This window comes from Akkermansiaceae bacterium (assembly GCA_017798145.1).
Taxonomy (GTDB): Bacteria; Verrucomicrobiota; Verrucomicrobiia; order Verrucomicrobiales; family Akkermansiaceae; genus Luteolibacter.
On the sequence record CP059069.1, the window covers coordinates 3,743,504 to 3,766,160 of the forward strand.

The window sequence follows — 22,657 nt, forward strand, 5'->3', positions numbered from 1 at the left end:
AAGATCGTTACCTTGTGAGGACGATGCGTTCCCATTCCAGTGTTGTTTTTTTGAAGTTGATGATGAGACCGAGCTGGAGACCGGTGATGCGGAGGTAGTTGAGCATTTGGCCTCGCTCGTGATCGGTGATTTTGCCGATGGTCTTCGTGTCGATGATGATGCACCGAACGCGATCAGATCGGGAATGAACTCGCCGACCAGCGTTTCTCTCCAGAGGACGGGAAAACGCTTTTGCTGGTCGAAGGGGATTCCGCAATGCGTGAATTCGACGGCGAGGGCGTTTTCATAAGGTTTCTCATTCAAACAATGACCAATTCCATTCAGGATAGCCATGGAGCACCCGATGATCTGATAGACCTCATCATGAAAAATCAGATTCGCGGACATTCGCGTCAATTCGCGGTTGAAGTCTTTTTCCCCGTCTCGATTAGGGCTGCGAATTCCTCGAAGAAGTAGGCGGCGTCGTTGGGTCCCGGGGCTGCTTCTGGGTGGTATTGGACGGAGAAGACCGGGAGGGTCTTGTGGCGCATGCCTTCGACGGTGTTGTCGTTGAGGTTGATGTGGGTGACCTCGATGTCGTCGGGGAGCGATGCGGGATCGACGGCGAAACCGTGGTTCTGGGAGGTGATGGAGATTTTCCCGGTGCGCAGATCCTTGACCGGTTGGTTGCCGCCGCGGTGGCCGAACTTGAGCTTGAAGGTCGTGCCGCCGTAGGCGTGGGCGAGGAGCTGGTTGCCGAGGCAGATGCCGAAGGTGGGGAGCTTGGTGATGAGCTCGCGGATCTCCGCATGGATGTATCCGAGGGCGGCCGGATCGCCGGGGCCGTTGGTGAGGAACAGGCCGTCGGGATCCTTCGCGAGGATCTCGGCGGCGGAGGTGGTGGCGGGAACGACCTCAACCTCAAAGCCCGCCTGGCGGAGCATGCGGAGCTGGTTGTATTTCAGGCCGAGATCGATGGCGACGACCTTGTATTTCGCCTCGGGGAGTTCCTGGTAGGTTTCGGTTTCGCCGATGGAGGCGTTGGCAAGACCCCATTTCCGGGATTCCTCGGTCCAGATGTAGGCTTCCTTGGTGGTGACCTCTTTCACGAAATCCGATCCCTCCATGGGGGCGGAGTTTTTCGCGGCGGCGATGGCTTCCTCTTCGGAAAGCTCGGTGGAAACGCAGGCACGCATGGCTCCGAGCGAGCGGAGGTGGATGGTGAGCGCGCGGGTATCGATGCCCTCGATGCCGAGAATGTCGTGGCGCTCAAGATAGGCGGAAAGGCTTTCGGTGGAGCGGTAGTTCGATGGGATCTCGCAGAGCTCGCCGATGACGAAGGCGCGGATGTGCGGGCCGGCGGATTCGTTGTCCTCCGGATTGACCCCGTAGTTTCCGATCATCGGGTAGGTCATCGCGACGATCTGGCCGCGGTAGGAGGGATCGGTGATCACCTCCTGGTAGCCTGTCATGGAGGTGTTGAAGCAGATTTCCCCGGTGGTGGTTCCGGTGGCTCCGTAGGAAACGCCGGAAAAGCAGCGTCCGTCTTCGAGGGCAAGGATGGCGGTGGTGGGCACGGAGCGGGAGGGTATGTACGCCCGGCGGCGGATGGAACACTAAATTTTCATGTTCTCCCCGGAAATCGGCGTTCGGCCCATCCGGCAACGGCGCTGCCTCACGTTGAAAGCTTCCGTATCGTTTCCGAAAGGGCATTCAGCCCCCGTTCGATCTTGCGGAAGAACGAGGCATCGTGCTCCACCACGGTGAAATGAGGGTGCTGCGCCCAGATCGACCTGAGACGTGTGTTCAGATCGACGGCCTGTGCCATGGTCTCGCTGCGTACCGGGTTCCCGCCCTCGATGCCCATCCCTCCGACAGCGGCACTCTCAAAGAAAATCACCGCATCGTAGCGGCCCAGCTCCGCCTCAACGCTGGTGGCCAGCGATTCGAAAAAGCCTTCCGGTTCGCCCGGCCAATAGACCGCACCATCCACCGTGCCGCGGTCGCACAGCAGCACGCGATCCGGATAGAGCGCCGCCTGCACATCCTCTAGGTTCCTCTGCACATGATATATCGCTCGCTGCGCCGCCATCCGGGCATGCGATTCGCTCTCACGGGGGAAACCGCCGGAAAAGATCATCGTCGCGGCCTCCGGCACGATCACCACCTGCTCGCCGATCTCCCTCCGGAAAAAATCCACCGCCGTGGTCTTGCCCCCGCCCGGCCCGCCGGTGACGACGATGCGCCGCCTGTTTCCGTTTTCGTTCATCGCATGATGATCGGACGGCTTTGTCACGGATGGCAAGCCCGCTGATGATGTCATCAGCGGCAAGGCCACAAGAGCCCGATTTGTCTTCTGCTGAAAATTTCATCCTTGCGCATGCGCACGGTTACCGATTAGATAACCCCGTAAAGCAGCACGCGCCGCCCTGGGTGGCCGCAGCGAAAGCCTATGATTTCCCCGGAGCGCATTCCCGCCATTCTCAACATCGGTCTCCCTGGCCGGTGCGGGTCTCCTGTCATTTTCCCATGACGTGCCGTTCCAGTCAGTGCTGCAAACCTTTTGCGCAACGCTCATCCGTGACGGGCATCCCGTCTCGCGGAGGCACTGCGCCCATTGAATACATCCGGAGGACAAGACCATAGCCAAGCCACAGAAAAACACCAACAGGGGCCGTTTCCGCGACATGACGCGGATCAACGACCGCATCCGCGCACCGAAAGTCCGCGTCGTGAACTCAAACGGGGAGCAGCTCGGCGTGATGTCATCGCGCGAAGCCCTTGAAAAGGCCAAGTCCGTCGGCCTGGATCTCGTGGAAATCGCCGGACAGGCGGACCCTCCGGTCTGCAAGATCATCGACTACGGAAAATACAAATACACCCAGGCGAAGCTCAAGAAGGGCAAGTCGAAGTCCTCGACGAGGATGAAGGAGGTGAAATTCCGCGTCGGCACCGGCGAGCACGACTACAACATCAAGCTCGGCCGTGCGGAGACGTTCCTTGAGGGCAATCACAAGGTGCGCTTCGTGCTCCAGTTCCGCGGACGCGAGAACGCCCACAAGGATCTCGGCTTCGTGGTGCTGAACCGCATTATCGCGGACCTGAAAACAATGGCCGCCGTCGATCAGCAGCCGCGCCTCAACGGGCGTGCGGTGGCGATGATCCTCTCCCCTTTGCCCGCCCATCAGCGCAAGCGCCATTTCCATCTCTTCCACGGGGAGCTCATGGAAGAGGACGATCATGAGGACGACGAGGATTTTGACGACGATGTGGACGAATCCTCCGAAATCCCCACCGATGACGCAGAGGACATTGAAGTGAAATCCTCCGCGGCAGGGGACTGATGCCTGGCGATATCGGGCAGCTCACCGGCATCCTGCGCAGCGTGGGTGAACCGTGGCTGCTGCTCTTCGATATCGACGGCACCCTGGTGGACACAGGCGGTAAAGGTCTCGAGGCCTTGCGGAGAACCGCCGTGGAAATCTTCGGCGGCGACGGGCCGCCGCTGGATCTCGCGGGCTCGACGGATCTCGGTATCCTCGGGAGCCTGTGCGTGTACTTCGGGGTCGATCACAGCGAGGAGCTGGCCCATGCGTTTTTCGAAGCCTACCACCGCCACCTCGAGGCCAGCCTTGAGACAGAGCCCACCGACGGGCGGGTGCTCGACGGGGTGATCGCCCTTCTGGAGCATCTGGCCACAGTCGGGCACGCCCAGCTCGCCCTGCTTACCGGGAATACGGCGCTGGGCGCACAGATCAAGCTCCGTCATTACGGGCTGGATCATCATTTCCCATTCGGTGCCTATGGCTCCGACAGGGCGGACAGGAACCAGCTCGGCACCATTGCGCTGGAGCGCGCGCTCGCATTCACCGGCAGGGCATACCTCGCGGAGCGCACCCTTGTCATCGGAGACACCCCCAAGGACATCGCTTGCGCCCATGCCATCGGTGCGCGTTGCCTCGCCGTTGCCACCGGGCGCTTCTCCGCCGACGAACTCGCGGCGGCGGGCGCCGACTGGGTGCTCGGCTCCCTGCTTGAGCTCGGGATGAAAATCCCCTAGATCCTGCCTTTCCCAGCCGACATGTGGTGGAGCAGCTTCTGGTTGAACTCATCCGCCATGTTGTAACCGAGGCGCCGCAGCTGCTGATCCAGCGCCGCTATGGCAACCATACGCGCGGTGTCCCGCCCCGGGCCGACGGGGACTTCCACATGGACGACCTGCTGGCCGAGGATCTCGTAGGTCTTGGACTCCAGTCCGAGGCGATCCACCTCGTTGAGATCGGTGGCGGGCTTGAGGGTGACGACGAGATCCAGCCGCTTGTCCGGGCGGATGGAAGCCAGTCCGTAGAGGTTCGCCACGTTGATGATGCCGATGCCGCGGATTTCCATATATCCCCGCGAGAGATCCGGCGCGGTGGCGATGAGTTCCCCGCCGACGTGCTTGATGCGCACCATGTCATCGGCGACCAGCGAGCCCCCCCGCTCCAGCAGGCCGATGGCGGTCTCCGATTTCCCCGATCCGCTTTTCCCGACGATGAGCACCCCGATCCCGCGCATATCCACCATGCAGCCATGGATGGTGAGGGTCGGCGCGAACTCGTGCTCGAGGCTGATCGTCGCCGCATTGAGGAATTTCATCGTGATCTGGGAGGTGCCGAAAACGGGGATCGAATGCTCCTTTGCGACGGCCATCAGCTCCGGTCCCAGGCTTGCGCCACGCGAGACAATGATGCAGGGAATGTCCCGCTCGCACATGCGGCGGAAGCGGTCGATGCGCATCTGCTCGGGGAGTTTCCTCAGGTACGCCATCTCCAGGTTGCCGAGGACTTGCACGCGCTTCTTGGCGAAGTAGGAGAAGAAGCCCGCGAGCGCCAGCCCCGGCCTGTTCACCGCCGGCTCACTGATCATGCGGTCGAAGCCAACCCGCTCGCCAAGCAAGCTCAGCTTCAGCGGCTCGGAATACATCTCGAAAAATTTCTCCACCGTGATCGAAGCCACGGTCTTCACTCGCTGTGCCATGGGTCATCACTAGCAAGCACGGCGGGAAACGGCACGATAAATCGGCGCGGCGGTGTTGGTTGATTTTGTCCAAGCAAGCTGGTAGGGTGTCCCACGCAAATGCAAATCCCCAGGTTCAAGATACCATCGCCAGCGCGCCATCTGCCGGAAGCCTTCACGCTTTCCGGCTTCCGCGCTGTCGGCGGAAAGCTGGCGAGGCAGGGTGCGCGCAAGATCCTCGTCTCCGCGCTGACGCTGTACCACTGCATGAGGGATGCCGAGACCCCCGCTTGGGCCAAGAGCGTGATCCTCGGCGCGCTCGGCTACCTCGTTTTCCCGATGGACGTCATCCCGGATGCGATACTCGGCGCAGGCTTCACCGATGACTGGAGCGTGATCCTCGGCGCGATCGCCACCGTTGCCGCCCATATCAAGGGCGGGCACATGCTGGCCGCAGAGGAGCAGGCCGCCCGCCTGCTCGGTCCGGGATCGCCGGTTGAAACCGGGTCTGCCTGAATGAAACAGTCTTCGTTCCCGTATCAAGAGAACCATCATCCCAAACAGCATGAAACGCACTTCACTTGCCGCCGTCCTTCTCCTCGCCTTCACGTTTCTGTCCCAGGCCGGTGTTTCCATCGATGAGGCGGCGCTCGGAAAAAGCCTGGGCGGCTGGAACAAGCAGGGCGGCAAGGTGGCCGAGTATCCGCTTTCCGGAGCGGACTACCGCACATACCGCCCCGAGGTGTCGCCGACTCCCGATGGCGGGATCTTCATTTCCATCCGCATCGATCACGTGCGCGGCTGGCTCTCCTCAAACGACCATGCCATGCTTGAGATCACCGTGGATCGCGCGGGCAAGGTTGCTTCCGCCCAATCCAGCATCGCGATCCAGGGGCGTTCCGTCAGCAGCGACCTGATCCGCGGCGGGAACGCCGCAGGCCAGCAGGTCGCGGGAGTGGACCGTGCCGTCCAGATCGGCACGGATCTCATCGCCGATGTGTCCGCGAAGATGCTCCGCGAAAAAATCGTGGAGGCCGGGCGCGTTTCTTTCCCTGCGGCGCTGCGCCACAATTACAACCTGCTCTACCAGGCCATAGTGGTGAAAGAAGGGGAGTCCACAAGCCCCCCGCCCAACCCGCTCGATACGCCTGAGGCGGCTCCCGCCATACAGCCAGCCATCCCCAAGGCCAAGCCCCTCGATATCAAACCCTATGGCACCGGTGGATGAGGGGGCGGGCTTCAGCCCCTCGGGTGAAATTTCCGGTGCGCGTCCTTCAGCCCTTTGCTGCTGACGTGGGTATAGATCTGCGTGGTGGAAATGTCCGCATGGCCGAGGAGTTCCTGGATCACCCGCAGGTCGGCGCCACCTTCCAGCAGGTGGGTCGCGAAGGAGTGCCTCAGCATGTGGGGATGGACGTTCACGGAGACCCCTGCCATCGCGGCCCGTGCTTTCACGATCTGCCTCACGCGCTCCGGTGTCAGCGCTGCGCCGCGGATCCCGATGAAAATGTGGGATGAGGTCTTCGCTTTCACCAGGCTCGGCCTGCCGCTGGCAAGATAGCTGGAAATGGCTGCCTGCGCCCTTCCACCTATCCTCACCAGGCGCGTTTTCCGGCCTTTCCCGGTGACACGCAGGAAGCCATCCTCCGCATCCATCCACTCCAGCTTGGCGGCGCAAAGCTCGGCCAGCCGCAGGCCGGAGGAATAGAAAAGCTCCAAAATCGCCAGATCGCGCAGCCCCAACGGGTCTGTGGCGGGGATGCTTTCCAGCAGCGTTTCCACTTCTCCGGCCGATAGGGTGGGGGGCAGCTTCCGTTCCGCCTTCGATGCTGAGAGCGGCTCCGCAGGATCCATCGCCGACTGGCCCGTAGCCGCGAGCCAGCGGTGGAAAATTTTCAAGTGCACGGTCGTCAGCCTTATCGATGAGGCGCAAAGGCCGTCGTCCCTGCGCTCGTCCAGGAATCCGGAGAGTTCCTCCGTGCCGACCTCTTCAAGCGCAAGGCGTTTCCGCGCCAGCCACCCCGTGAGGCTTGCGAGGGTTTGTGAAACCGATAGCTGGTAAGCCTCGGACAATCCTTTCTCTGTCGCCAGAAAGCGCAGGAACCGATCAACCCGCGTTTCCAAAAGCCTCCCTTCCCAGACATTTTCCCAACGCCAAATCTCGGTAAATCCTCATTTTTTTAGATTAACGACCATCAAGTCTTAAAATTGTTCAAAAAAAGATTGCCAGGCCATCCGAAATGTATAGTATCGCAGACATCGAAGGTATTCGGATATTTAATCTTTCTTGACTAAATCTCCTTTTTCCCTAGAAACGCAACGAATCCGACAAGCTATTGACTTCCATGAAAGCCACCAAACCAAGCATAAAACTCGGCTCCGGCCTTGCGATTGGCTACACGGCTCCCTTGGCGACCTTCGGCGAAACCGTCGAGCTAAACGGGGGGACGCATTTTTTGCTAGCCCGCAATGGTAGGGGGAAATCGACGCTGCTCCGCACGATCGCGGGCAGCCTGAAGAAACTCTCCGGCGATTTTTCCGCCGAGGGGTTCATGCAATACCTCCCCGAGGACATGCGATTCGACCAGGAAATCACGCCCAAAACCATTTTCAAAACCCTGCTTAGCAGAGACAGGCACGAGGCGGCACTCTCCCTTGCGGAATGCATCGAACTCGATGTGAACAAGATCTATGGGAGGCTCTCCACGGGCAACCGCCGCAAGACCGCCCTCATCATGGCGGAGTTTTCGGTGAAGCCGGATTGCGGAAACATCCTCCTGCTCGACGAGCCCTTCAGCGGTCTCGATGCCTTCGCCCGCGAGACTTTCGAGGAAATGTGGAACAAGACCTCGGACAACGTGCTCCGCCTAGTTTCCTGCCACCCGGATTACGATTCGATGACGATGCCCAGCGTCCTCCTCATCGAGGGGAACAGGGTCAGCCATCACGCCGCAGACGGTCAGAAATGGTCATCGCTCAAGGCACTCCTCAACTGATTTCGGGAAAAAAATCTTTTTGGAAAAATGAGACTCTTCAAACTGACATTTGCAACCATCTTCCGCAGGAAGGCATGGGCGTTCTGTCTCTTTGCCGTCCTTGTCCTGCCCTTCGCCCTGCCGGTCATCTCAAGCGCAAGCGAAAAACCGGTGCTCGTCCAGCCGGCGCGCATCCAGGCGGCATGGGGGACGCTCTACATCTGCACCATGTTCTGGGGCTTCTTCGCCGCGGCGCGGCTGGGTGAATCCAACACCCGCTCCGGCACCGGCGAGTATTTCCGCACCTCCGGACTCTCAGCCACCCGCCAGCTCTTCGAGATCTGGCTCGCTCTGTTCTGCTTCATCGTGCCGCTCGCCTTGGTCGCCACATTCATCTGCCTCTTCGCGGCCATGCCCAGCGAGGCTTCGGAAAAGGCGATGTGGTGGACGCTCAATTTCCAGTACCTCACCCTCTTCCTGCTGGTCTTCGGCCCGCTGCTGGCGCTCGGCTGCGCTCTGGCGTCGCGCTTCGGCGGGATCACCGGATTCGGCGTCACCTTCCTCATCACCATCTACGGCCTGTATGGCGTCGGCTACCTCGACAACATGCTCAAGCTGGAGGAGAACCCCGCACTCCAGGCGCTTTGGCTCTACTCCCCGCAATACCGCTTCGCCGATCTCACGCAGCGGCTCTACTTCAAGACGGGCGCACTTTCCGGGGAGGTTTTCACAAACATGATCCTCTACTTCTCCGCGATCCTCGCAGTCAACACGGGCATCTCCCGCCTCTGTTTCCGCACCAGCGCGACCGCCTGAATTTTTCCATCCGCCATAGCCATGAAATCCCTTCCGAACATCATCTCCATCGCCCTCATCGGGGCCGGTGCCGCTGGGTTTGCGATCGTTTCACGGCCGCTCCTTGCAGACAAGGAGTCCGACGTCCCGCTCAACGCCCTGGGCATCAACCGCAGCCCCTACGGCGAGGTGTTCGCCATGGCCATGCAGGGTTCCATCGGCACCTATTTCCATGCCGCCCAAGGCACCGGCCATACCTGCGGAGCCTCCGGTGACTGCGGGCACGACCATGCGCCGGAGCTTGCGGAAACCTCACCTGGCAACAGCGGGAAGGTCATGCGCCTGGTCGAATCGTTGGCTGCAGGCCACGCCGAAAGGACGAATCCCCGCCCTGCGAGCCCCGCCCACAAATTCCAGATCCGCAGGGGCATCGAGGACAAGCTCCGCTTCGCCTACAACCTCGATCCCTCCCACTACGGGAACTACAACGCCTACCACTTCTTCCTCACGGAGCCGCAGCTGGGCACCCGCCCTGAGCTCACCCCCATGGCCGCAAAGCTTGCGGACCAAACCATCGCATACTGCCTGAACCAGCGCAGCGATCCGCGCATGGCCCTCACCGCCGCCGCCGCCGCCGGCAACGTCATCGAGCTCATGCTCAACGACCGTTTCATCAACCCGGACAAGCCGAACTACACCACCACACAGATGCGTTCCGTCCTTGGCGTCATGGATCGTTCCATCGGCCTCTACTCCCACCTTGCCGACGAGTGGGCGGAAAAAGGGCTCTGGGAAAACCTGTCCGCCCTGCGCGTCGCCGAGACCGAGGAACGCCTCTCCTTCGTGCTCAGGATTCGTGATGGCCACGAAAAATCCATCCTCCGCCTCGAAGGCCTGCCCGGCGATTCCCGCACCGCCAGCCAATCCGTGAACCGGGAGGGATCCTCGCTCCGCTAACCGGCCCCGCACCATGTCTGTCATAGCACCTCCACCACCCTTGCCAAACGTCGCACCGGCTTCCGCCGGGAAGCGCTTCGCGCCCGGAATGAGCGGCCGCGAGCTGCTTGGCACCATCTTCACCGTCTGCCGCGAACTCCGCGTCTCGGACATCCAGATGCGCTCACAGCGCCCGGTTTACATCCACACCAACAAAGGGATGGAGAAACTCGATTTCCTCGGGCCGCTCAGCGCGGCCAACATGGATGAGATCCTCAAGGAACTCATCCGCAACCGCGAGTCCGCCTCCCATGGCTTCGGCACCGGCGATTCCCTTGAGATGCGCGTGGATGACAAGATCGAGCAGGCCATCGCCGAGTTCTCGCAGAAAATGGTCTCCGATTTCTCCTGCGACGGCATCCCGATGGGCGACAACGGCGAGAAATCCGGCCGCCTCCGCATCCAGGCGCACCTTTCCTCCTCCGGACTCGGCGTCACCTGCCGTATCCTCAACGATTTCATACCCGCCCTCGATTCCCTTGGGATCGATCCGGATACCGCCGCAACTCTCCGCCACGGCGTCCTGAAGCGCGCCGGGCTGTGCCTCGTAACCGGCCCAACCGGCTCCGGGAAATCGACCACCCTTGCCTCTCTCATCGACTGGCTCCGCCAGAACCACCCCAAGCATATCGTCACCGTCGAGGATCCCATCGAATACCAGTATCCGGACGACATGGAAGATCCCGTGTATCCCGGCCACCGCATCCCCTCGCCGTCCATCGTGACGCAGCAGGAAGTCGGCCGCGACGTCCTCAACTACAAGCAGGGGCTCAAGGATGTCCTGCGGAAAGCCCCGCACGTCATCCTCCTGGGCGAAATCCGCGACCGCGAGGCGATGGAGACCTGCATGGAGGCCGCCCAGACAGGTCACCTCGTCCTCTCCACCCTCCACACCACCGGAGCGGTGAAAACCATAGGCCGTATCCTCGAACTCTATCCCCGCGAGAGCCACGAGTCCGTCCTCTCCCGCCTTTCGGAAATCCTCATCTTCATCCACTCGCAGGGTCTGCTCAACGGCATCGAGCGCCGCGTGCTCACCTACGAGTTCCTCCAGAACAACGACGACTCGGTCTCCTCCGCCATCAGCAACTACGACGGCGGCGCCCGCTCCCTTGAGGATGTCATCCGCCGCGCCGGCAACATCCAGTGGGACGCCAACCTCGAGCGCCTGCTCCGCAACGGCATCATCACCCGCGACACTTTCGAATCCGCGAAAATGAACCGCTCCGAGGACGAATCCTTCTGAGCCTTCACCGAAAAAATTTCCTGGAGAAGCCACAAGGCCGCTCCTTGAAAACAAAACAAAAACAACAAAACAAAACACACCATGAAACTGACAAACACCCAGAACATGAAAGCATCCAAGTCCGGCATGACGCTCCTCGAGCTCACCGTCGTCATCCTTGTCCTGCTTTCCCTCATCTCGATCCTCTTCATCGGCGCACGCGCCTGGAAGAGGGGATCGGACCGTGCCGCATCGATCCTGACGATCCGCAACAGCCAGCAGGCCGTTCGCTCGTTCTCGAACATGAACGGCTACAACCCAGGCCAATCCCCGACCGGCGGCGTTGCAGCCCTCGTCTTCGGTCCAGGCCTGTTCATCGAGAACAACCCGACCACACCTGCCCCGGGCCAGTCCGCACACCCTGCCGGAGGCAACAACGCATACGATTATGGTGCTGGCGGCGCTGACCAGATCCCTAACATCGGTGTCCTGTACATCGTGGCTACCGGTGACGACGCACTGGACATGAATCCAAAGGCCGGCACCTTCGGCGACTGGTAAACACACCAGACGGTGCGTGAACCGCACCGTTTGAAAAAATCTTCGGACTGCCCCGCTTGGGGGCAGTCCGATCCTCATTTCCCAAACCCCGGATGCCCCCGAATCCGCCATGAAAAGTCCCGCACCCTTTTTCCCTTGGCCACACTCGAACATCCGGCATCCCTCAATGCCTACCAGCAGTTCAGGCAAGCTAACGCAATCCTGAAGGAGACCAGCCGCGCAGTCCTGCCAGCATGGTACCAGGAGGCGCTGGAACTGGATTTCCAGATCCACATCCGCATCGACGGCACTTCCGTCCGCACGTTTTTTTTCAACCGCCCTGCCAATGAATGGGGCGAGGCTCCTCCGCTCTCCGAGGCGGCGCTCAAGGATCCCGAGCAGGCGCTCGCCTTCGGCAACCAGATCCTCAGGAACACAAGGGCGCTCAAGGGGAATTCCCTCGGTGTAGTCCTGCACATCGCCGATGAGTTCGCCACCGCGGAGCTAAAGCCCGAGTTGGACAATCCGGCGGCCCTTTCCGATCTCCGGGAGACCGCCTTCCAGACCCCAGGAGAAATTCTCGACGATTCCTCGGTGCCCCCGGAACAAGCCTCATGGAGGGTCATGCCCTACCCCGCCAGCGGCAGCGAGGTGATCGGCACCACCATCACCCTTTCCAGAAGCCTTGCCGATTTCCTTTCCGTCCTGCGCGTCCTCGGCGAGGAGCAAAATTTCCCCATCATCACCCATGCCCTCAGCGCCCCGCTCGTGGCCATCTCCGGCATGCCGACGTTGATCCAGCCATCCGGCGAGAAGCCTTTCGTTTGCCTGCTGCAATACCCCTGGTTCACGGTGCTGGCGTTTTTCAGCGAACACTCCGAGCTGCGACTGATCCGTACCCTCCAGCACAGGGGGATGCGGCGCCCGTCCAATTTCCGCAACGCCCTGGCTACCACCAGCGCATCCTTGGAGTTCGTTGATCCCGATATCTACCTGATGCCCCTCTCGCTGGACGCGGACCAGAGGTTTGCCGAGGATCTCGCCAGGAATTTTCCGGAATCCTCCGTAGTCACCGTATCCCATGAAGCGGTCGGGACCCTTCCTCCGGAAATACCGGAACCTGCATTCTCCATACTGCCACCGCCGCCGGAAGATTCCCCCGCCAGCCACACCTTCGGCATCCTTGTGCGGGAAAGGTGGTTCCATCAGGATTTCCTCCCTTGCCAGAAGGAGATCGTGGAACTCCATCCGACCCGCAACGAGATGCGGTTGCTACGTTACCTGAGGTTGGCCCGGATCGGGGTTGCGGCCGTGGCGGTACTTGGCCTCGCATGGCTTGCATTCGGCGTTTTTTCGGTGATCCGCCGCCCCGAGTGGGCGTTCAACGAATCGGAGGCCAAGGCCGTCCAGCAGCGCCTCGTGAACCTCACTCAGGAGCGGCAACGCATCGACCATTGGAACAACCTCCTCGCGGACCGCTCCAAGGCGTGGACCTGCATGGAAGGACTCGCCCGCCTGTTCCCCGCGAATTCAGGGCTGCTCCTGAAAACCTTCAACCACACGGTCCGTCCGGACAGTGCGCCGGGACAGGCGCAGGTTGGTTTCATCAAGGAGTGGCAGATCACCGGCATGGCAAGGGACGAGGCGCTCGGCTACCTGAACACGCTGAACACCCGCGAAGGCATTTCCGCCCATTTTTCCGAGGTGTCAAAGGTCACCGGAAACCTCGCCTACGATCCCGCACCGAACACCCGTACCATCGTCGTCAACGTGAGAACCCAGGAAAACTCCGCGTTCAGGCAGATGCCCGCCGATCAGATCATCGATTCCGATGATAACACCTATCCCTTCACCTTCAGCCTGACGATCACCCAGCGTTTCGAATCCGCGGACACCCTTTCCATCTCTGCGGCCAAAGCCCCCTGACACCCATGTACAAGCAATCCATCATTTTCTTCGGAATCGTCATCCCTGTCATCATCTCGGCTGCCATACTTGGTGCCTGCGCTTTCATCCGTGGCAAGATCACCGGATCCTTTGATAGCAAGGTGCAATACTACACCGGTTATGAGAAGAGCCGCCTTGGAGCCCTGGGCATCGAGGCTCAGATCAGCAGGCAGAGGGAGGATTACAAGCGCTGGAACGAGCAGTTGGAGAAGGAAACCTTCTCCGTAGTCACGACACACCTCCGCGCCATCGGCGAGAAGCTTCCGCCCAAGGAGTTCCAGCAGACTGCATTCGAGCGACTCGGCCAGTCGGGAGGCCTCGGAAGCGTTTCCGCCCAGAAATCCTCCGGCTTGAAATTCAATTTCAGGGGCACCTACAGGACAGTGCAGAAAGCATTCCTGGAGCTTGAGACGATCATGCCCAACCTCCAGCTCCAGGAACTCAAGATCGATCCGAATTCATCCACGGAATCTTCCCTGCTCAACTTCCAGGTGACATACACAGCCTGGGAAAGCTGATCCGCAAAACCCACATCGCAATGAGTAAGAAACACGACAGGAACAACAGGCAGCATGCCATGCTGGGTGCGGCGCTGCTCATGCTTTCCGTTCCGCTCGCACCGCACCTCCATGCGCAGTCCGCTGATGTTTTCATCCGGGAAAATAACGCGTCGGGATCCGATGGCAGCGATCCCTCCGCGAACAATGTGCCTGCGGAACCGGTGGACGAAAGGCCTTCCCGCTTCGCCGGCGAGGACATCACCAAATACACCGCCTCACGCGCCGCCGTGTTCTCCATGCGGAACCGCACCACCGATCCCTTCGGCTTGAACCAGGACCCCAACGTGAAACCCCCGGAGAGGAAACTCGCCGATAACAAGCCCGTCAAACGGCAGGCAGCACTGCCCCCGACCCCGCTCAAGGAAATCGTCAAGCTGATCCGGGTCACCACCATTATGCCGGGTGAGAAAAAATTCCTGGTCGGAGTCCGCACTTTTTCCGAGTCGGAACAGTTCCCGCTGCTCTTCAACGGCAAGCGAATGAACATGAAGGTCCTGGAGGTCTCCACCCGCAGCATCCTTTTCCAAAATTTGGACAATGGGGACACCGCCTCCCTTGAAACCGCAATGCTGCCTCCCGGAATGATTGCCGGCGGTGGCAGCATCCAGCCTCCCGGTCTCGTCCAATCCCTCGCCAACTCTCCCCTTGAGCTTGGCTTTTCCAATCACCCGGAAGCCGAAAACTGATCAGCCCCAACCCTATGAAACCAATGAAAACACATCCCTCGAAATTTCTCGCGCTGGCCTGTCTGTGCGCATGCACGGCGGCGTCAGTGGCTCAGGATGACCCCCTTGCCGCCTTCAACGATGTCCTGGACAAGGCCGAAAATCGCCCAGCCATCCCCGAACTGCCCGCCATCGGACCGCAGCAGGCGGCCCCCGCGGATCTGCCTGCTGCTCCCGATCTGCCTGCTGCTCCCGATCTGCCCGCCATCGATGCCGGTCTGCCGGAGGATGGGGATGCCCTCGCCCCCCTAGAGGAAAAGAAAAGCGAGATGGAGAAATCCGACGAGGGCTACATCATCAAGGACGCCGGCCTCAACGATATCTTCCAGTTCCTCGCGAAATCCGCCGGCAAGCAGTATTTCCACAACCTCAAGATCAACGGCCCTGACTTCATGGTCACCGGGCATCTCGGCGATGGCAACCCGCTCGACCAGATGGAGGAGCTTGCGTTCATGTACGGACTTTCCCTGCACACCAAGGGCAACACCATCTACGCCCTCACCCAGGCACAGCTCGGCCAGCTCCCGAGCTCGGAATTCCACTACCAGCTCAAATATCTCCGACCCACGGACATGGAGCAGATCAAGGAACTCATCAAACCCATCCTCAGTCCGGGCACAGGCATCGTCAACTTCGAGCCGAAAACCAACACCATCATCATCATCGACACCGCCACACGCATCGAGGCCGCCCAGAACCTCCTCCACGGCATCGACAAGGCCAAGGGCCAGATCGTCGTGGAAACCAAGATCCTCCGCGTCAATTCCAACAACGGCATCCGCAGCGGGATCGACTGGTCCTCCTCCCTCGGCGAGGGCGTCGGCCTGTCCATCGCGCGCGACCTCAATTCCGTCTTCGGCCTCGACAACGGCTCGACTGCCTCGAACCTCGTCCTAAGCCCTCTCAATGTTGCCGGTGTCCTAAAAGCCCTCAACGATGGCAACCTCGCCAACCAGGTCTCCAACCCCACCCTCATCACCGAGGACAACGAGCGGGCTACCATTTCCATCATCGACCGCATCCCCATCATCACCTCCACCACAACACCCGGCAGTTCGGGCGGCCTTCCCACCGTCAGCGAGGAGGTTCGCTACAAGATCGACTCGTCCGACCAGGCGATCACCGAAGCCCCGGAGAGCCACCGCGAGATCGGCATTTCCCTGGTCGTCACCCCGACACTCCTGCCGGACGGCACGATACGCATGCAGATGCGCCCCCGCTCCGCCCAGATCACAGGCTATGTCGTGGGCCAGGGATCCGGCGGCCTTGCGGGCAACAGGTATCCGCAGGTCACCGAATCCATGGTGGAGACGCTCGCCCGGGTTCCGGACGGCTACTCCCTCGTCGTCGGCGGCTTCTACGGTGAGATCAAGTCCGACGAGAAATCCAAGGTGCCAATGCTCGGCGATATCCCGATCCTGAATTTCTTCTTCAAGAGCAAGGAAGCCGCAAGGGAGCAAACTTCCCTGGTGTTCATCGTCACCCCCAAGTCCTACAACCCTGTCAGCGGCGCCGCAAACAACCGCGCCAGCAACGCGATACGCGTGAACTCGGAACTGCCCTGCGACTTCGATTGGGTGGATCCTTACAACCCCGGCCCGGCCCATGAGCCGAACATGCGCCGCACCTTACGCGGCATGGAACCCACGCAGGCGCCTTACTACCCCAAGACCGGCGAGATTCCGGTCGTGAAATCGCCCAGCTCTTTCTTGGGTTCCGGTGATCCCGTGAAAACCAGGCACAAGCCGAAGACCGGACATGCCGGCCGCAGGTGATTCATCCAGCCCACCCCCCGACAAACAGTGGACACCATTTTCAAGTCACCCCCAGGGACAGTCACCCTCCAGCCGGCGCAGGGGGTGGGGGACATCCTCGAGACATGCTACCGCCTTACGGGCGAAGCCCTGAAATCATCCGGTGCCGCAACCGACCAGGAAATCCTCAAGGCGCTGGCCAGCGTCCGCGAAGGCGAAGCCAGGGGCGAACCCCTTGAATACCTCGAAACACTGGCCCGCATCCAGGGCCATGACGAGGAGCGCATCGGCCCCGCCATACTCGCCCTGGGCGATGCCGTCGCCTCAACGATGAACCCTACCCCACCCAGCATCCCCTTCGCGGGCAAGCTCATCGCCCCATCCGCCTTCTACGATTCCTTCGAGGCCATGCACAAACTCGCGAAAGCCCTCCTGGCACCCGTCGTCTTCGCCGAGGACACCGATGCGATCGGCACCGCATCGGTCAACCCCATCGCAGCCCAGCTGCTCGGCGAGGAGATCCTCCAGGCTGTCTCCAGGCGTTTCGGCATACATCCATTCATCACCGTAGCCCGCCTGGATTACGAGGCATGGGCTTTCCTCTGCCGCAAGCATTTTGAACTCTAACATCCCACAGCAAACCCGGTGATCGATTTCGACGGCATATCCTTCAATGACCTGATCAGCCGCCGCATCATGGCGGAGCTGGCCGGGCACGACCCCGGCTTCGCGGAACTGGACCAGGACCAGGTGCCGAACCGCGTCACCCGCTACAGCTTCATGGCCGCCGTGGCCAAGATCAACGGCCTCCCGTTTTTCCCCAAGGTCGCGGAGTTCTGCGATGCATCGCTCCACGCATATTGCGATGCCACGGTGATGACCCGGGGCTTCTTCGCCCCGCTCTGCCTCTCCGGGGACAACAAGATCATCGTGGCAACCGCGAACCCATGGAGCCCCCTGGCCGAGGAATACCTCGCGCCCCGCTTCCCGGACCTCGAGATCGTGAAAATCGTCACGCTCGCCTCCGAGATCGCCAGGGCCATCGAGTCCGTGGCAACCAACAACGGGCCCAGCCGCTCCGAACTGGAGGCAATCGATGTCGAGGATCTCGACGATGGCATCCACGATTTCGACGTCACCACCGACTACACCGAGCCGATGGCGCAACTCGTCGCCACGGTCATGTCGGATGCCGTCCGCACCCGCGCCTCGGACATCCATTTCAAGGTGGAGAAGGAAACCTTCTACTATTGCTTCCGCGTCGACGGCGACATAGGCCGCAAGGTCGAGATCCCGATGAAGCTCAAGGATCGCCTCGACGCCTTCCTGCTCAACCTGATGCGGCTGCCCACGGAAATACGCAACACCGCCCCGGGCATCTCCGGCCGCTTCACCATCTCCTATTTCCACCGCCCCATCGACATCCGCTACGAGCGCCACCGCACCTACCGCGGCTACCACGTCACGATGCGGCTGCTCGACAAGAGCAACATCAACGTGACCCTCGGCAAAGGCACGCTCGCCTTCGATGACGAGACGATGTTCGCGCTCAACAAGGTGATGAAAATCCCCGCCGGCATCATCGTCATGTCCGGCCCCACCGGCTCCGGGAAATCCACCACGCTCAACGCCATCCTGCGCGAGCTGAACCGCCCGGAGGTCAACATCCTCACCCTTGAGAACCCCGTCGAGGACGAGGTGCCCGGCATCACCCACTGCGACCTGAAGAGCGCCAAGGAGTTCAAGCCCATGATCGCTTCCTTCATGCGCTCGGATCCGGACATCATCCTCATGGGCGAGGTGCGCGACCTCGAGTCCGCGGAGCTAGCCATTGAGGCCGCGGTCACCGGCCACAAGGTTCTCACCACCATCCACACCCCGCGCGCCTCCCAGATCATCGAGCGCTTCGAGCAGCTCGGGATCGAGCGCTGGAAGATCGCCCAGACGCTCAAGGCTGCCTGCGCCCAGCGCCTCGTGAAACTTCTCTGCCCCTACTGCAAGGAGGCCGCCACAGGCATATCGGACTTGGACCGCAAGACGTTCGCGCTCGACGATTCCTGGGCCGAAGTGCCCATTTTCAAGGCGCATGACGAAGGCTGCTCCGAATGCCGCAACACCGGATACTCCGGCCGCACCGCCATCCTTGAGATCATCCCCATCTCACCCAAGGTTTCCGACCAGCTGTCGAAAGGGGAGCTGACCCCCTATGAGCTCGAGGTGAAGGTCGCCGAGGAAGGTATCCTGCCAAACCTTCGCCGCAGCGGCCTCAGGCTGCTTCGCGAGGGCAAAACCGACATCGCCGCTGTCAGCAAGGTGATCGACATGACTTACACAGATGACTAGCGCAGCAATCACCCAGAAAACCGCGCCCCCGGCGTCATCCCCCGCATCGCCCAATGGCAAGGCGGCCGACGCGAAGGCTGGTGGCAAAGAGAAAAAACCTGGCATCAGCTTTTTCAACGGGCCGAAGAAGGTAAAGGAGTTCTCGAAAAAGGAGCAGGTGGACATGTTCCGCGGCATCGGCTCCATGCTACGCGCCCAGATCAACACGGCTGACGCTCTCAAATATTACGCACAGGGACTCCAGAACAAGGCGATGTCGGATTGCCTCGCCGCCATCCGCACGGACATCAACTCCGGCATGAACGTCCACGAGGCCTTCCGCCGGACGAACCGCTTCAACGAAACCATCATCGGCCTCATCCAGGCCGGCTCCGATGCGGGGCAGCTCCACGAGGCTTTCCGCTCCCTCGCAGGCCGCATCACCAGCGAACTGCGCTTCACCAAGGCCATCAAGAAGGCCACTGTGATGCCCGGAATCATCATCTGCGTCCTGAAATCCGCATTCATCATCTCGCAGGTGAAGATCGTCCCACAGGTAGAGGAAATGCTGACGGGTGTCGGCCAGAAGCCCGACGGACTTACGGCGATCTCCTTCAAGGTCAGCCATTTCACCCAGTCCGTCTGGCACATCTATGTGCTCGCCGTCATCGGCATCGCGGTCGCCATCGTCCGCTCTTCCAAGCTGCGCGGCCTGCTCATGGGCATCGCCATGTCCAAGTGGCGCCTCTTCCGCCTGCTCATCATGTCCCTGCGCCAGATGACGTTCATTTCAACCATACGCCTCCTCCACTCGAACGGGATCAACCTCGCGAAATCCATCCGAGTCTCTGCGAACAGCGTTATGGGAACCCCCTTCTACAAGGAACTCAGGGAGGCCGCAGACAAGTATGAGAACTCCGGTGTGCCGCTCTCCACGGCCTTCGCGAAATACACGTCGGTCGACTCCCAGGTCACCCACATGCTCTCCATCGGAGAGAAATCCGCCTCTCTCGACGCACAGCTGGAGATGCTTTCCGTGATGTACGAGGAGGATGCGGAGAACTACATGGCCATGTTCGCCGCCACCATCAGCTTCGTAGTCCTGCTTGCTGCCGTGGCTATCATCGCCGCCGTTTTCATTGGCACCTTCCTCCCCATATTCCTCATGGGGCCGAAGATGATGCAGAGCGGTATCTGAGGAAAAAACAAACCCCGGGATGACATGCAACTCACAAGGATCGACCGCTGGCTGAAGGAAAAATTCGTCTATGAGATCCAGATCCTCACGCTACGGCAGTGCGAGGATGTTCCTCCCGGCGTGAAGGAGACGGAGTTGCCGGAAAAGCCCGGGCGCCGCTTCAAGTATCTCTACACAACCGGCAGCAACTCCGCCGCCGAAAAGCTCCTAACCGGCCTGAAGGAGGGCAACCAGATGTTCAGCACCAAGGTTGCCGACAAGGATGCCTGGTGGGTGCAGTTCATCGCACCCGAGGGGAAATCGCCGACCTGGTATTTGGTTTCCGTTTTCGCAACCATGGGTCTCCTCACCCCCGTCGTCATCTGGGTGCGCGGCCTGCTCCAGAGCCCCGAGTTCATGAAAAACCTCGAGGAAGCGAAGAGGATTTTCCAGGGCTGAACGATCCTGGCTCCGGTGGGCGCGAGGATCTTCGTCTTGCGACCGCGCATGTGCTTCGTCGCAGCAGTCGCAGGCCTCGGTTCTAGGCTGCGACTTCACCCCGGCACAAGCCCGGCAGCAGCATAACCGCATCCACACCCCGGTTTCCGACCCACTCGGTTCCGGGGTTGTTCTATTGAAAGAATTTGGGCATTCAGGCCAAGATTTTTCCTGTGCTCAAGGTATCCTCTGCGCTGCCGTCCAGTCGGACCTGGGCGAATCTCCCCTGCCAACATGAAACACCTCACTGCGTTCCTAACATCCCTGCTTCTCGCCATCACCAGTGCCGAAGCCAAGCCTCTCAAGGTCTTCATCCTTGCCGGTCAATCGAACATGGAGGGGCCGGCCAACATCAGCACCTTCGACCATATCGGCGATGACCCGGCCACCGCACCCTTGCTCAAGATGATGCGCGGGGCGGATGGAAAAACCGCGACATGCGAGGGCGTTTGGATTTCCTATCTCACGGGTGCGGGAGAGAACAATTTCACCCTCAGCGGCAATCTCAGCGCAGGCTACGGATCGATGTGGGGGCTGGATCCCTCCAAGCCGGGAGACAAGATCGGGCCAGAGTTCGCCTTCGGGCTGTTGATGGATGCGGCGTTCGATGAACCGGTTCTCATCATCAAGGCGGCTTGGGGGGGGCAAAAGCCTGCACACCGATTTCCGTCCGCCGAGCGCCGGGCCTTATGTGATGCCAAAGGAAACCCGTGAGCTTTGGGAAACACATCCAGAGGGGGCGCACGGAATTCCCAAGGCAGAGGACAGGCCGAAGTGGGATGCCGAAAAGGCCGCAGCCACCGGGGTTTACTACCGCCTGATGATGGAGCATGTGAAGCAGGTGCTGGCGGATCCCAAAAAGGTCGTGCCGGATTGCGATGCCGCCCATGGATATGAGATCGCCGGATTCACCTGGTTCCAGGGCTTCAATGACATGGTCGATGGCCAGGCCTATCCGAATCACGACCAGCCGGACCGCTACGCCGCTTATTCCGAACTGCTCGCCCAATTCATCCGCGATGTCCGCAAGGATCTTGATGCCCCGGAGATGCCTTTCGTGATCGGAGTGATGGGCGTGGGCGGGCTCAAGGATCAATCCACCAGCATGGTGACATTCCGAAAGGCGATGGCGGCGCCTGCGGATATGCCGGAGTTCAGGGGCAACGTCGTCTCCGTGGAAACCGCTCCATTCTGGTCGGATGAACTGGGAGCCATTGATGCGAAGCGCTCGCAGATCGGTCAGATGCGCTGGTTCCTCGATACGAAGCACAAAGACCATGCGAACGCCGAAGGCAAGATGACCGACGAACAGAAGAGGGAGCATCTGGCGAAATTCGAAGCCGATCTCATCACCCCCGCCGAACTGGCCTTGTGGAAGCGCGGCGCGTCAAACGCCGGCTACCACTATCTCGGCTGCGCCAAGACTTTCGCGCTGATGGGCAAACATTTCGCCGAGGCTAACCTCCGTATGATGAAGAAGCCCTGATGCATCGGATCTGAAATTTGCTTCCCTGTCGCGCCGCAGGCATTCGCGAGGCCAAAGCGATCGCCATGCGGGAGGATACGGCGGATTCCCGCTGGAGCAGCTACTGGGAGGCGGTCGGTGGGGGTTCGCTGAAGGGACGCGCGAAGGCTTTGGTTTGACGATGGGTATGCGGTCAGTCACCCTTCGCCCGGATATGTCAGCTACAAAACGGGTTCTATTTGTATGCACCGGCAATACTTGCCGCAGCCCCATGGCGGAGGCTCTTTTCCGCAAGGCGGTGGAAGGGCGCCCGGATTACTCGGTGAAATCCGCTGGCGTCGCCGCCTCCAAGGGCAGCTGTTGCAGCCGTGAGACGGGGGCGATCTGCAACTCGCTCAACGCCCCTTTGGAAGATTTCCGCAGCCAACCTGTCTCTGCGGATCTGCTGGCGGAGGCGACCCACGTTTTCACCATGACGCGCGGCCACATGCATGTCCTGGAAGACCACTTCCCGGAGTTTTCCGGAAAGTACTACCTTGCCTGCGAGTTTGCGGACATCCCCGGGAAAGGCCTCGGAGCGGATGTGCCGGATCCCATTGGCATGGGCAATAAGGCCTATGAGAATGTCGCCAAGGTGCTCGGCGCGGCCATCCCGGCGATCATTGCCTACATCGACCAAACCACGCCGCGAGCGTAGCCGA

At 60.7% G+C, this 22,657-nt stretch carries 22 protein-coding genes and 2 pseudogenes; 19 read left to right on the plus strand and 5 right to left on the minus strand.

Annotated elements, in window-relative coordinates; genetic code table 11:
- Window positions 1-7: 7 nt before the first annotated feature.
- The 3 genes and pseudogenes from HZ994_16085 to HZ994_16095 form a co-directional block, all read right to left on the minus strand.
- A pseudogene (locus HZ994_16085) lies at window positions 8-387 on the minus strand (GxxExxY protein).
- A gap of 5 nt (window positions 388-392) precedes the next feature.
- On the minus strand, window positions 393-1,556 hold the full coding sequence (gene carA, locus HZ994_16090; GenBank protein QTN33767.1) for a glutamine-hydrolyzing carbamoyl-phosphate synthase small subunit: 1,164 nt from the start codon (window positions 1,554-1,556) through the stop codon (window positions 393-395).
- A gap of 98 nt (window positions 1,557-1,654) precedes the next feature.
- Window positions 1,655-2,248 carry an AAA family ATPase gene (locus HZ994_16095; GenBank protein QTN33768.1) on the minus strand — a complete coding sequence of 198 codons (594 nt, stop codon included), beginning with the start codon at window positions 2,246-2,248 and terminating at the stop codon, window positions 1,655-1,657.
- A 418-nt stretch (window positions 2,249-2,666) separates the two neighbouring features.
- Between HZ994_16095 and HZ994_16100 the strand changes: the two genes are divergently transcribed.
- Together HZ994_16100 and HZ994_16105 are read left to right on the plus strand one after the other, a co-directional pair.
- Complete coding sequence (locus tag HZ994_16100) at window positions 2,667-3,323, plus strand: translation initiation factor IF-3 (protein ID QTN33769.1); 657 nt, start codon at window positions 2,667-2,669, stop codon at window positions 3,321-3,323.
- Complete coding sequence (locus HZ994_16105; GenBank protein ID QTN33770.1) at window positions 3,323-4,039, plus strand: HAD hydrolase-like protein; 717 nt, start codon at window positions 3,323-3,325, stop codon at window positions 4,037-4,039. The genes HZ994_16100 and HZ994_16105 overlap by 1 nt, the downstream gene beginning before the upstream one ends.
- On the opposite strand, the gene hprK is transcribed toward HZ994_16105, so the two are convergent.
- Entirely contained in the window at window positions 4,036-4,998 is a 963-nt protein-coding gene (hprK, locus tag HZ994_16110) for an HPr(Ser) kinase/phosphatase (protein ID QTN33771.1), read from the minus strand. The genes HZ994_16105 and hprK overlap by 4 nt on opposite strands.
- Before the next feature lie 99 nt (window positions 4,999-5,097).
- Between hprK and HZ994_16115 the strand changes: the two genes are divergently transcribed.
- The gene (locus HZ994_16115) at window positions 5,098-5,493 is read left to right on the plus strand and encodes a DUF1232 domain-containing protein (GenBank protein QTN33772.1); all 396 of its coding nucleotides are present in this window, start codon (window positions 5,098-5,100) and stop codon (window positions 5,491-5,493) included.
- Between the two features lie 49 nt (window positions 5,494-5,542).
- Window positions 5,543-6,205 (plus strand): hypothetical protein, encoded by a 663-nt coding sequence (locus tag HZ994_16120; protein QTN33773.1) that lies wholly within the window; start codon window positions 5,543-5,545, stop codon window positions 6,203-6,205.
- Between the two features lie 11 nt (window positions 6,206-6,216).
- Here HZ994_16120 and HZ994_16125 read toward each other — a convergent pair whose 3' ends face one another.
- Complete coding sequence (locus HZ994_16125; GenBank protein QTN33774.1) at window positions 6,217-7,101, minus strand: tyrosine recombinase; 885 nt, start codon at window positions 7,099-7,101, stop codon at window positions 6,217-6,219.
- A gap of 221 nt (window positions 7,102-7,322) precedes the next feature.
- Between HZ994_16125 and HZ994_16130 the strand changes: the two genes are divergently transcribed.
- The 15 genes and pseudogenes from HZ994_16130 to HZ994_16200 all read left to right on the plus strand — a co-directional run bounded on the left by HZ994_16130 (window position 7,323) and on the right by HZ994_16200 (window position 22,653).
- Window positions 7,323-7,973, plus strand: a complete 651-nt coding sequence (locus HZ994_16130; GenBank protein ID QTN33775.1) for an ATP-binding cassette domain-containing protein — start codon at window positions 7,323-7,325, stop codon at window positions 7,971-7,973.
- 27 nt (window positions 7,974-8,000) lie between these two features.
- Window positions 8,001-8,768, plus strand: a complete 768-nt coding sequence (locus HZ994_16135; GenBank protein QTN33776.1) for a hypothetical protein — start codon at window positions 8,001-8,003, stop codon at window positions 8,766-8,768.
- A 21-nt stretch (window positions 8,769-8,789) separates the two neighbouring features.
- Window positions 8,790-9,704, plus strand: coding sequence for a hypothetical protein (locus HZ994_16140; GenBank protein QTN33777.1), 915 nt, complete (start codon window positions 8,790-8,792; stop codon window positions 9,702-9,704).
- A 13-nt stretch (window positions 9,705-9,717) separates the two neighbouring features.
- Window positions 9,718-10,989, plus strand: coding sequence for a Flp pilus assembly complex ATPase component TadA (gene tadA, locus HZ994_16145; GenBank protein QTN33778.1), 1,272 nt, complete (start codon window positions 9,718-9,720; stop codon window positions 10,987-10,989).
- Window positions 10,990-11,070: 81 nt separating this feature from the next.
- Window positions 11,071-11,529 (plus strand): hypothetical protein, encoded by a 459-nt coding sequence (locus HZ994_16150; GenBank protein ID QTN33779.1) that lies wholly within the window; start codon window positions 11,071-11,073, stop codon window positions 11,527-11,529.
- Between the two features lie 135 nt (window positions 11,530-11,664).
- The gene (locus HZ994_16155) at window positions 11,665-13,434 is read left to right on the plus strand and encodes a hypothetical protein (GenBank protein QTN33780.1); all 1,770 of its coding nucleotides are present in this window, start codon (window positions 11,665-11,667) and stop codon (window positions 13,432-13,434) included.
- 5 nt (window positions 13,435-13,439) lie between these two features.
- Window positions 13,440-13,973, plus strand: coding sequence for a hypothetical protein (locus tag HZ994_16160; GenBank protein QTN33781.1), 534 nt, complete (start codon window positions 13,440-13,442; stop codon window positions 13,971-13,973).
- Between the two features lie 20 nt (window positions 13,974-13,993).
- Window positions 13,994-14,701 (plus strand): hypothetical protein, encoded by a 708-nt coding sequence (locus HZ994_16165; protein QTN33782.1) that lies wholly within the window; start codon window positions 13,994-13,996, stop codon window positions 14,699-14,701.
- Window positions 14,702-14,724: 23 nt separating this feature from the next.
- Window positions 14,725-16,515 carry a hypothetical protein gene (locus tag HZ994_16170; GenBank protein ID QTN33783.1) on the plus strand — a complete coding sequence of 597 codons (1,791 nt, stop codon included), beginning with the start codon at window positions 14,725-14,727 and terminating at the stop codon, window positions 16,513-16,515.
- Between the two features lie 27 nt (window positions 16,516-16,542).
- Window positions 16,543-17,121, plus strand: a complete 579-nt coding sequence (locus tag HZ994_16175) for a hypothetical protein (protein ID QTN33784.1) — start codon at window positions 16,543-16,545, stop codon at window positions 17,119-17,121.
- Between the two features lie 18 nt (window positions 17,122-17,139).
- Entirely contained in the window at window positions 17,140-18,837 is a 1,698-nt protein-coding gene (tadA, locus tag HZ994_16180) for a Flp pilus assembly complex ATPase component TadA (protein QTN33785.1), read from the plus strand.
- Entirely contained in the window at window positions 18,830-20,014 is a 1,185-nt protein-coding gene (locus HZ994_16185; GenBank protein ID QTN33786.1) for a type II secretion system F family protein, read from the plus strand. The genes tadA (HZ994_16180) and HZ994_16185 overlap by 8 nt, the downstream gene beginning before the upstream one ends.
- A gap of 24 nt (window positions 20,015-20,038) precedes the next feature.
- Window positions 20,039-20,452, plus strand: a complete 414-nt coding sequence (locus tag HZ994_16190) for a hypothetical protein (protein QTN33787.1) — start codon at window positions 20,039-20,041, stop codon at window positions 20,450-20,452.
- Between the two features lie 273 nt (window positions 20,453-20,725).
- Window positions 20,726-21,977: pseudogene (locus HZ994_16195) on the plus strand (hypothetical protein).
- A 193-nt stretch (window positions 21,978-22,170) separates the two neighbouring features.
- Window positions 22,171-22,653: a low molecular weight protein arginine phosphatase gene (locus HZ994_16200; protein QTN33788.1), complete on the plus strand. Its 483-nt coding sequence runs from the start codon at window positions 22,171-22,173 to the stop codon at window positions 22,651-22,653.
- Window positions 22,654-22,657 lie beyond the last annotated feature (4 nt).

Coding starts and splice junctions, on each gene's coding strand:
- HZ994_16120 (QTN33773.1), top strand. CDS start 5,543: ATGAAACGCACTTCACTTGCCGCCGTCCTTCTCCTCGCCTTCACGTTT.
- HZ994_16100 (QTN33769.1), top strand. CDS start 2,667: ATGACGCGGATCAACGACCGCATCCGCGCACCGAAAGTCCGCGTCGTG.
- HZ994_16160 (QTN33781.1), top strand. CDS start 13,440: ATGTACAAGCAATCCATCATTTTCTTCGGAATCGTCATCCCTGTCATC.
- HZ994_16165 (QTN33782.1), top strand. CDS start 13,994: ATGAGTAAGAAACACGACAGGAACAACAGGCAGCATGCCATGCTGGGT.
- HZ994_16115 (QTN33772.1), top strand. CDS start 5,098: ATGCAAATCCCCAGGTTCAAGATACCATCGCCAGCGCGCCATCTGCCG.
- HZ994_16150 (QTN33779.1), top strand. CDS start 11,071: ATGAAACTGACAAACACCCAGAACATGAAAGCATCCAAGTCCGGCATG.
- HZ994_16185 (QTN33786.1), top strand. CDS start 18,830: ATGACTAGCGCAGCAATCACCCAGAAAACCGCGCCCCCGGCGTCATCC.
- HZ994_16170 (QTN33783.1), top strand. CDS start 14,725: ATGAAAACACATCCCTCGAAATTTCTCGCGCTGGCCTGTCTGTGCGCA.
- tadA (QTN33778.1), top strand. CDS start 9,718: ATGTCTGTCATAGCACCTCCACCACCCTTGCCAAACGTCGCACCGGCT.
- HZ994_16135 (QTN33776.1), top strand. CDS start 8,001: ATGAGACTCTTCAAACTGACATTTGCAACCATCTTCCGCAGGAAGGCA.
- HZ994_16105 (QTN33770.1), top strand. CDS start 3,323: ATGCCTGGCGATATCGGGCAGCTCACCGGCATCCTGCGCAGCGTGGGT.
- hprK (QTN33771.1), bottom strand. CDS start 4,998: ATGGCACAGCGAGTGAAGACCGTGGCTTCGATCACGGTGGAGAAATTT.
- HZ994_16190 (QTN33787.1), top strand. CDS start 20,039: ATGCAACTCACAAGGATCGACCGCTGGCTGAAGGAAAAATTCGTCTAT.
- HZ994_16140 (QTN33777.1), top strand. CDS start 8,790: ATGAAATCCCTTCCGAACATCATCTCCATCGCCCTCATCGGGGCCGGT.
- HZ994_16200 (QTN33788.1), top strand. CDS start 22,171: ATGTCAGCTACAAAACGGGTTCTATTTGTATGCACCGGCAATACTTGC.
- HZ994_16095 (QTN33768.1), bottom strand. CDS start 2,248: ATGAACGAAAACGGAAACAGGCGGCGCATCGTCGTCACCGGCGGGCCG.
- HZ994_16130 (QTN33775.1), top strand. CDS start 7,323: ATGAAAGCCACCAAACCAAGCATAAAACTCGGCTCCGGCCTTGCGATT.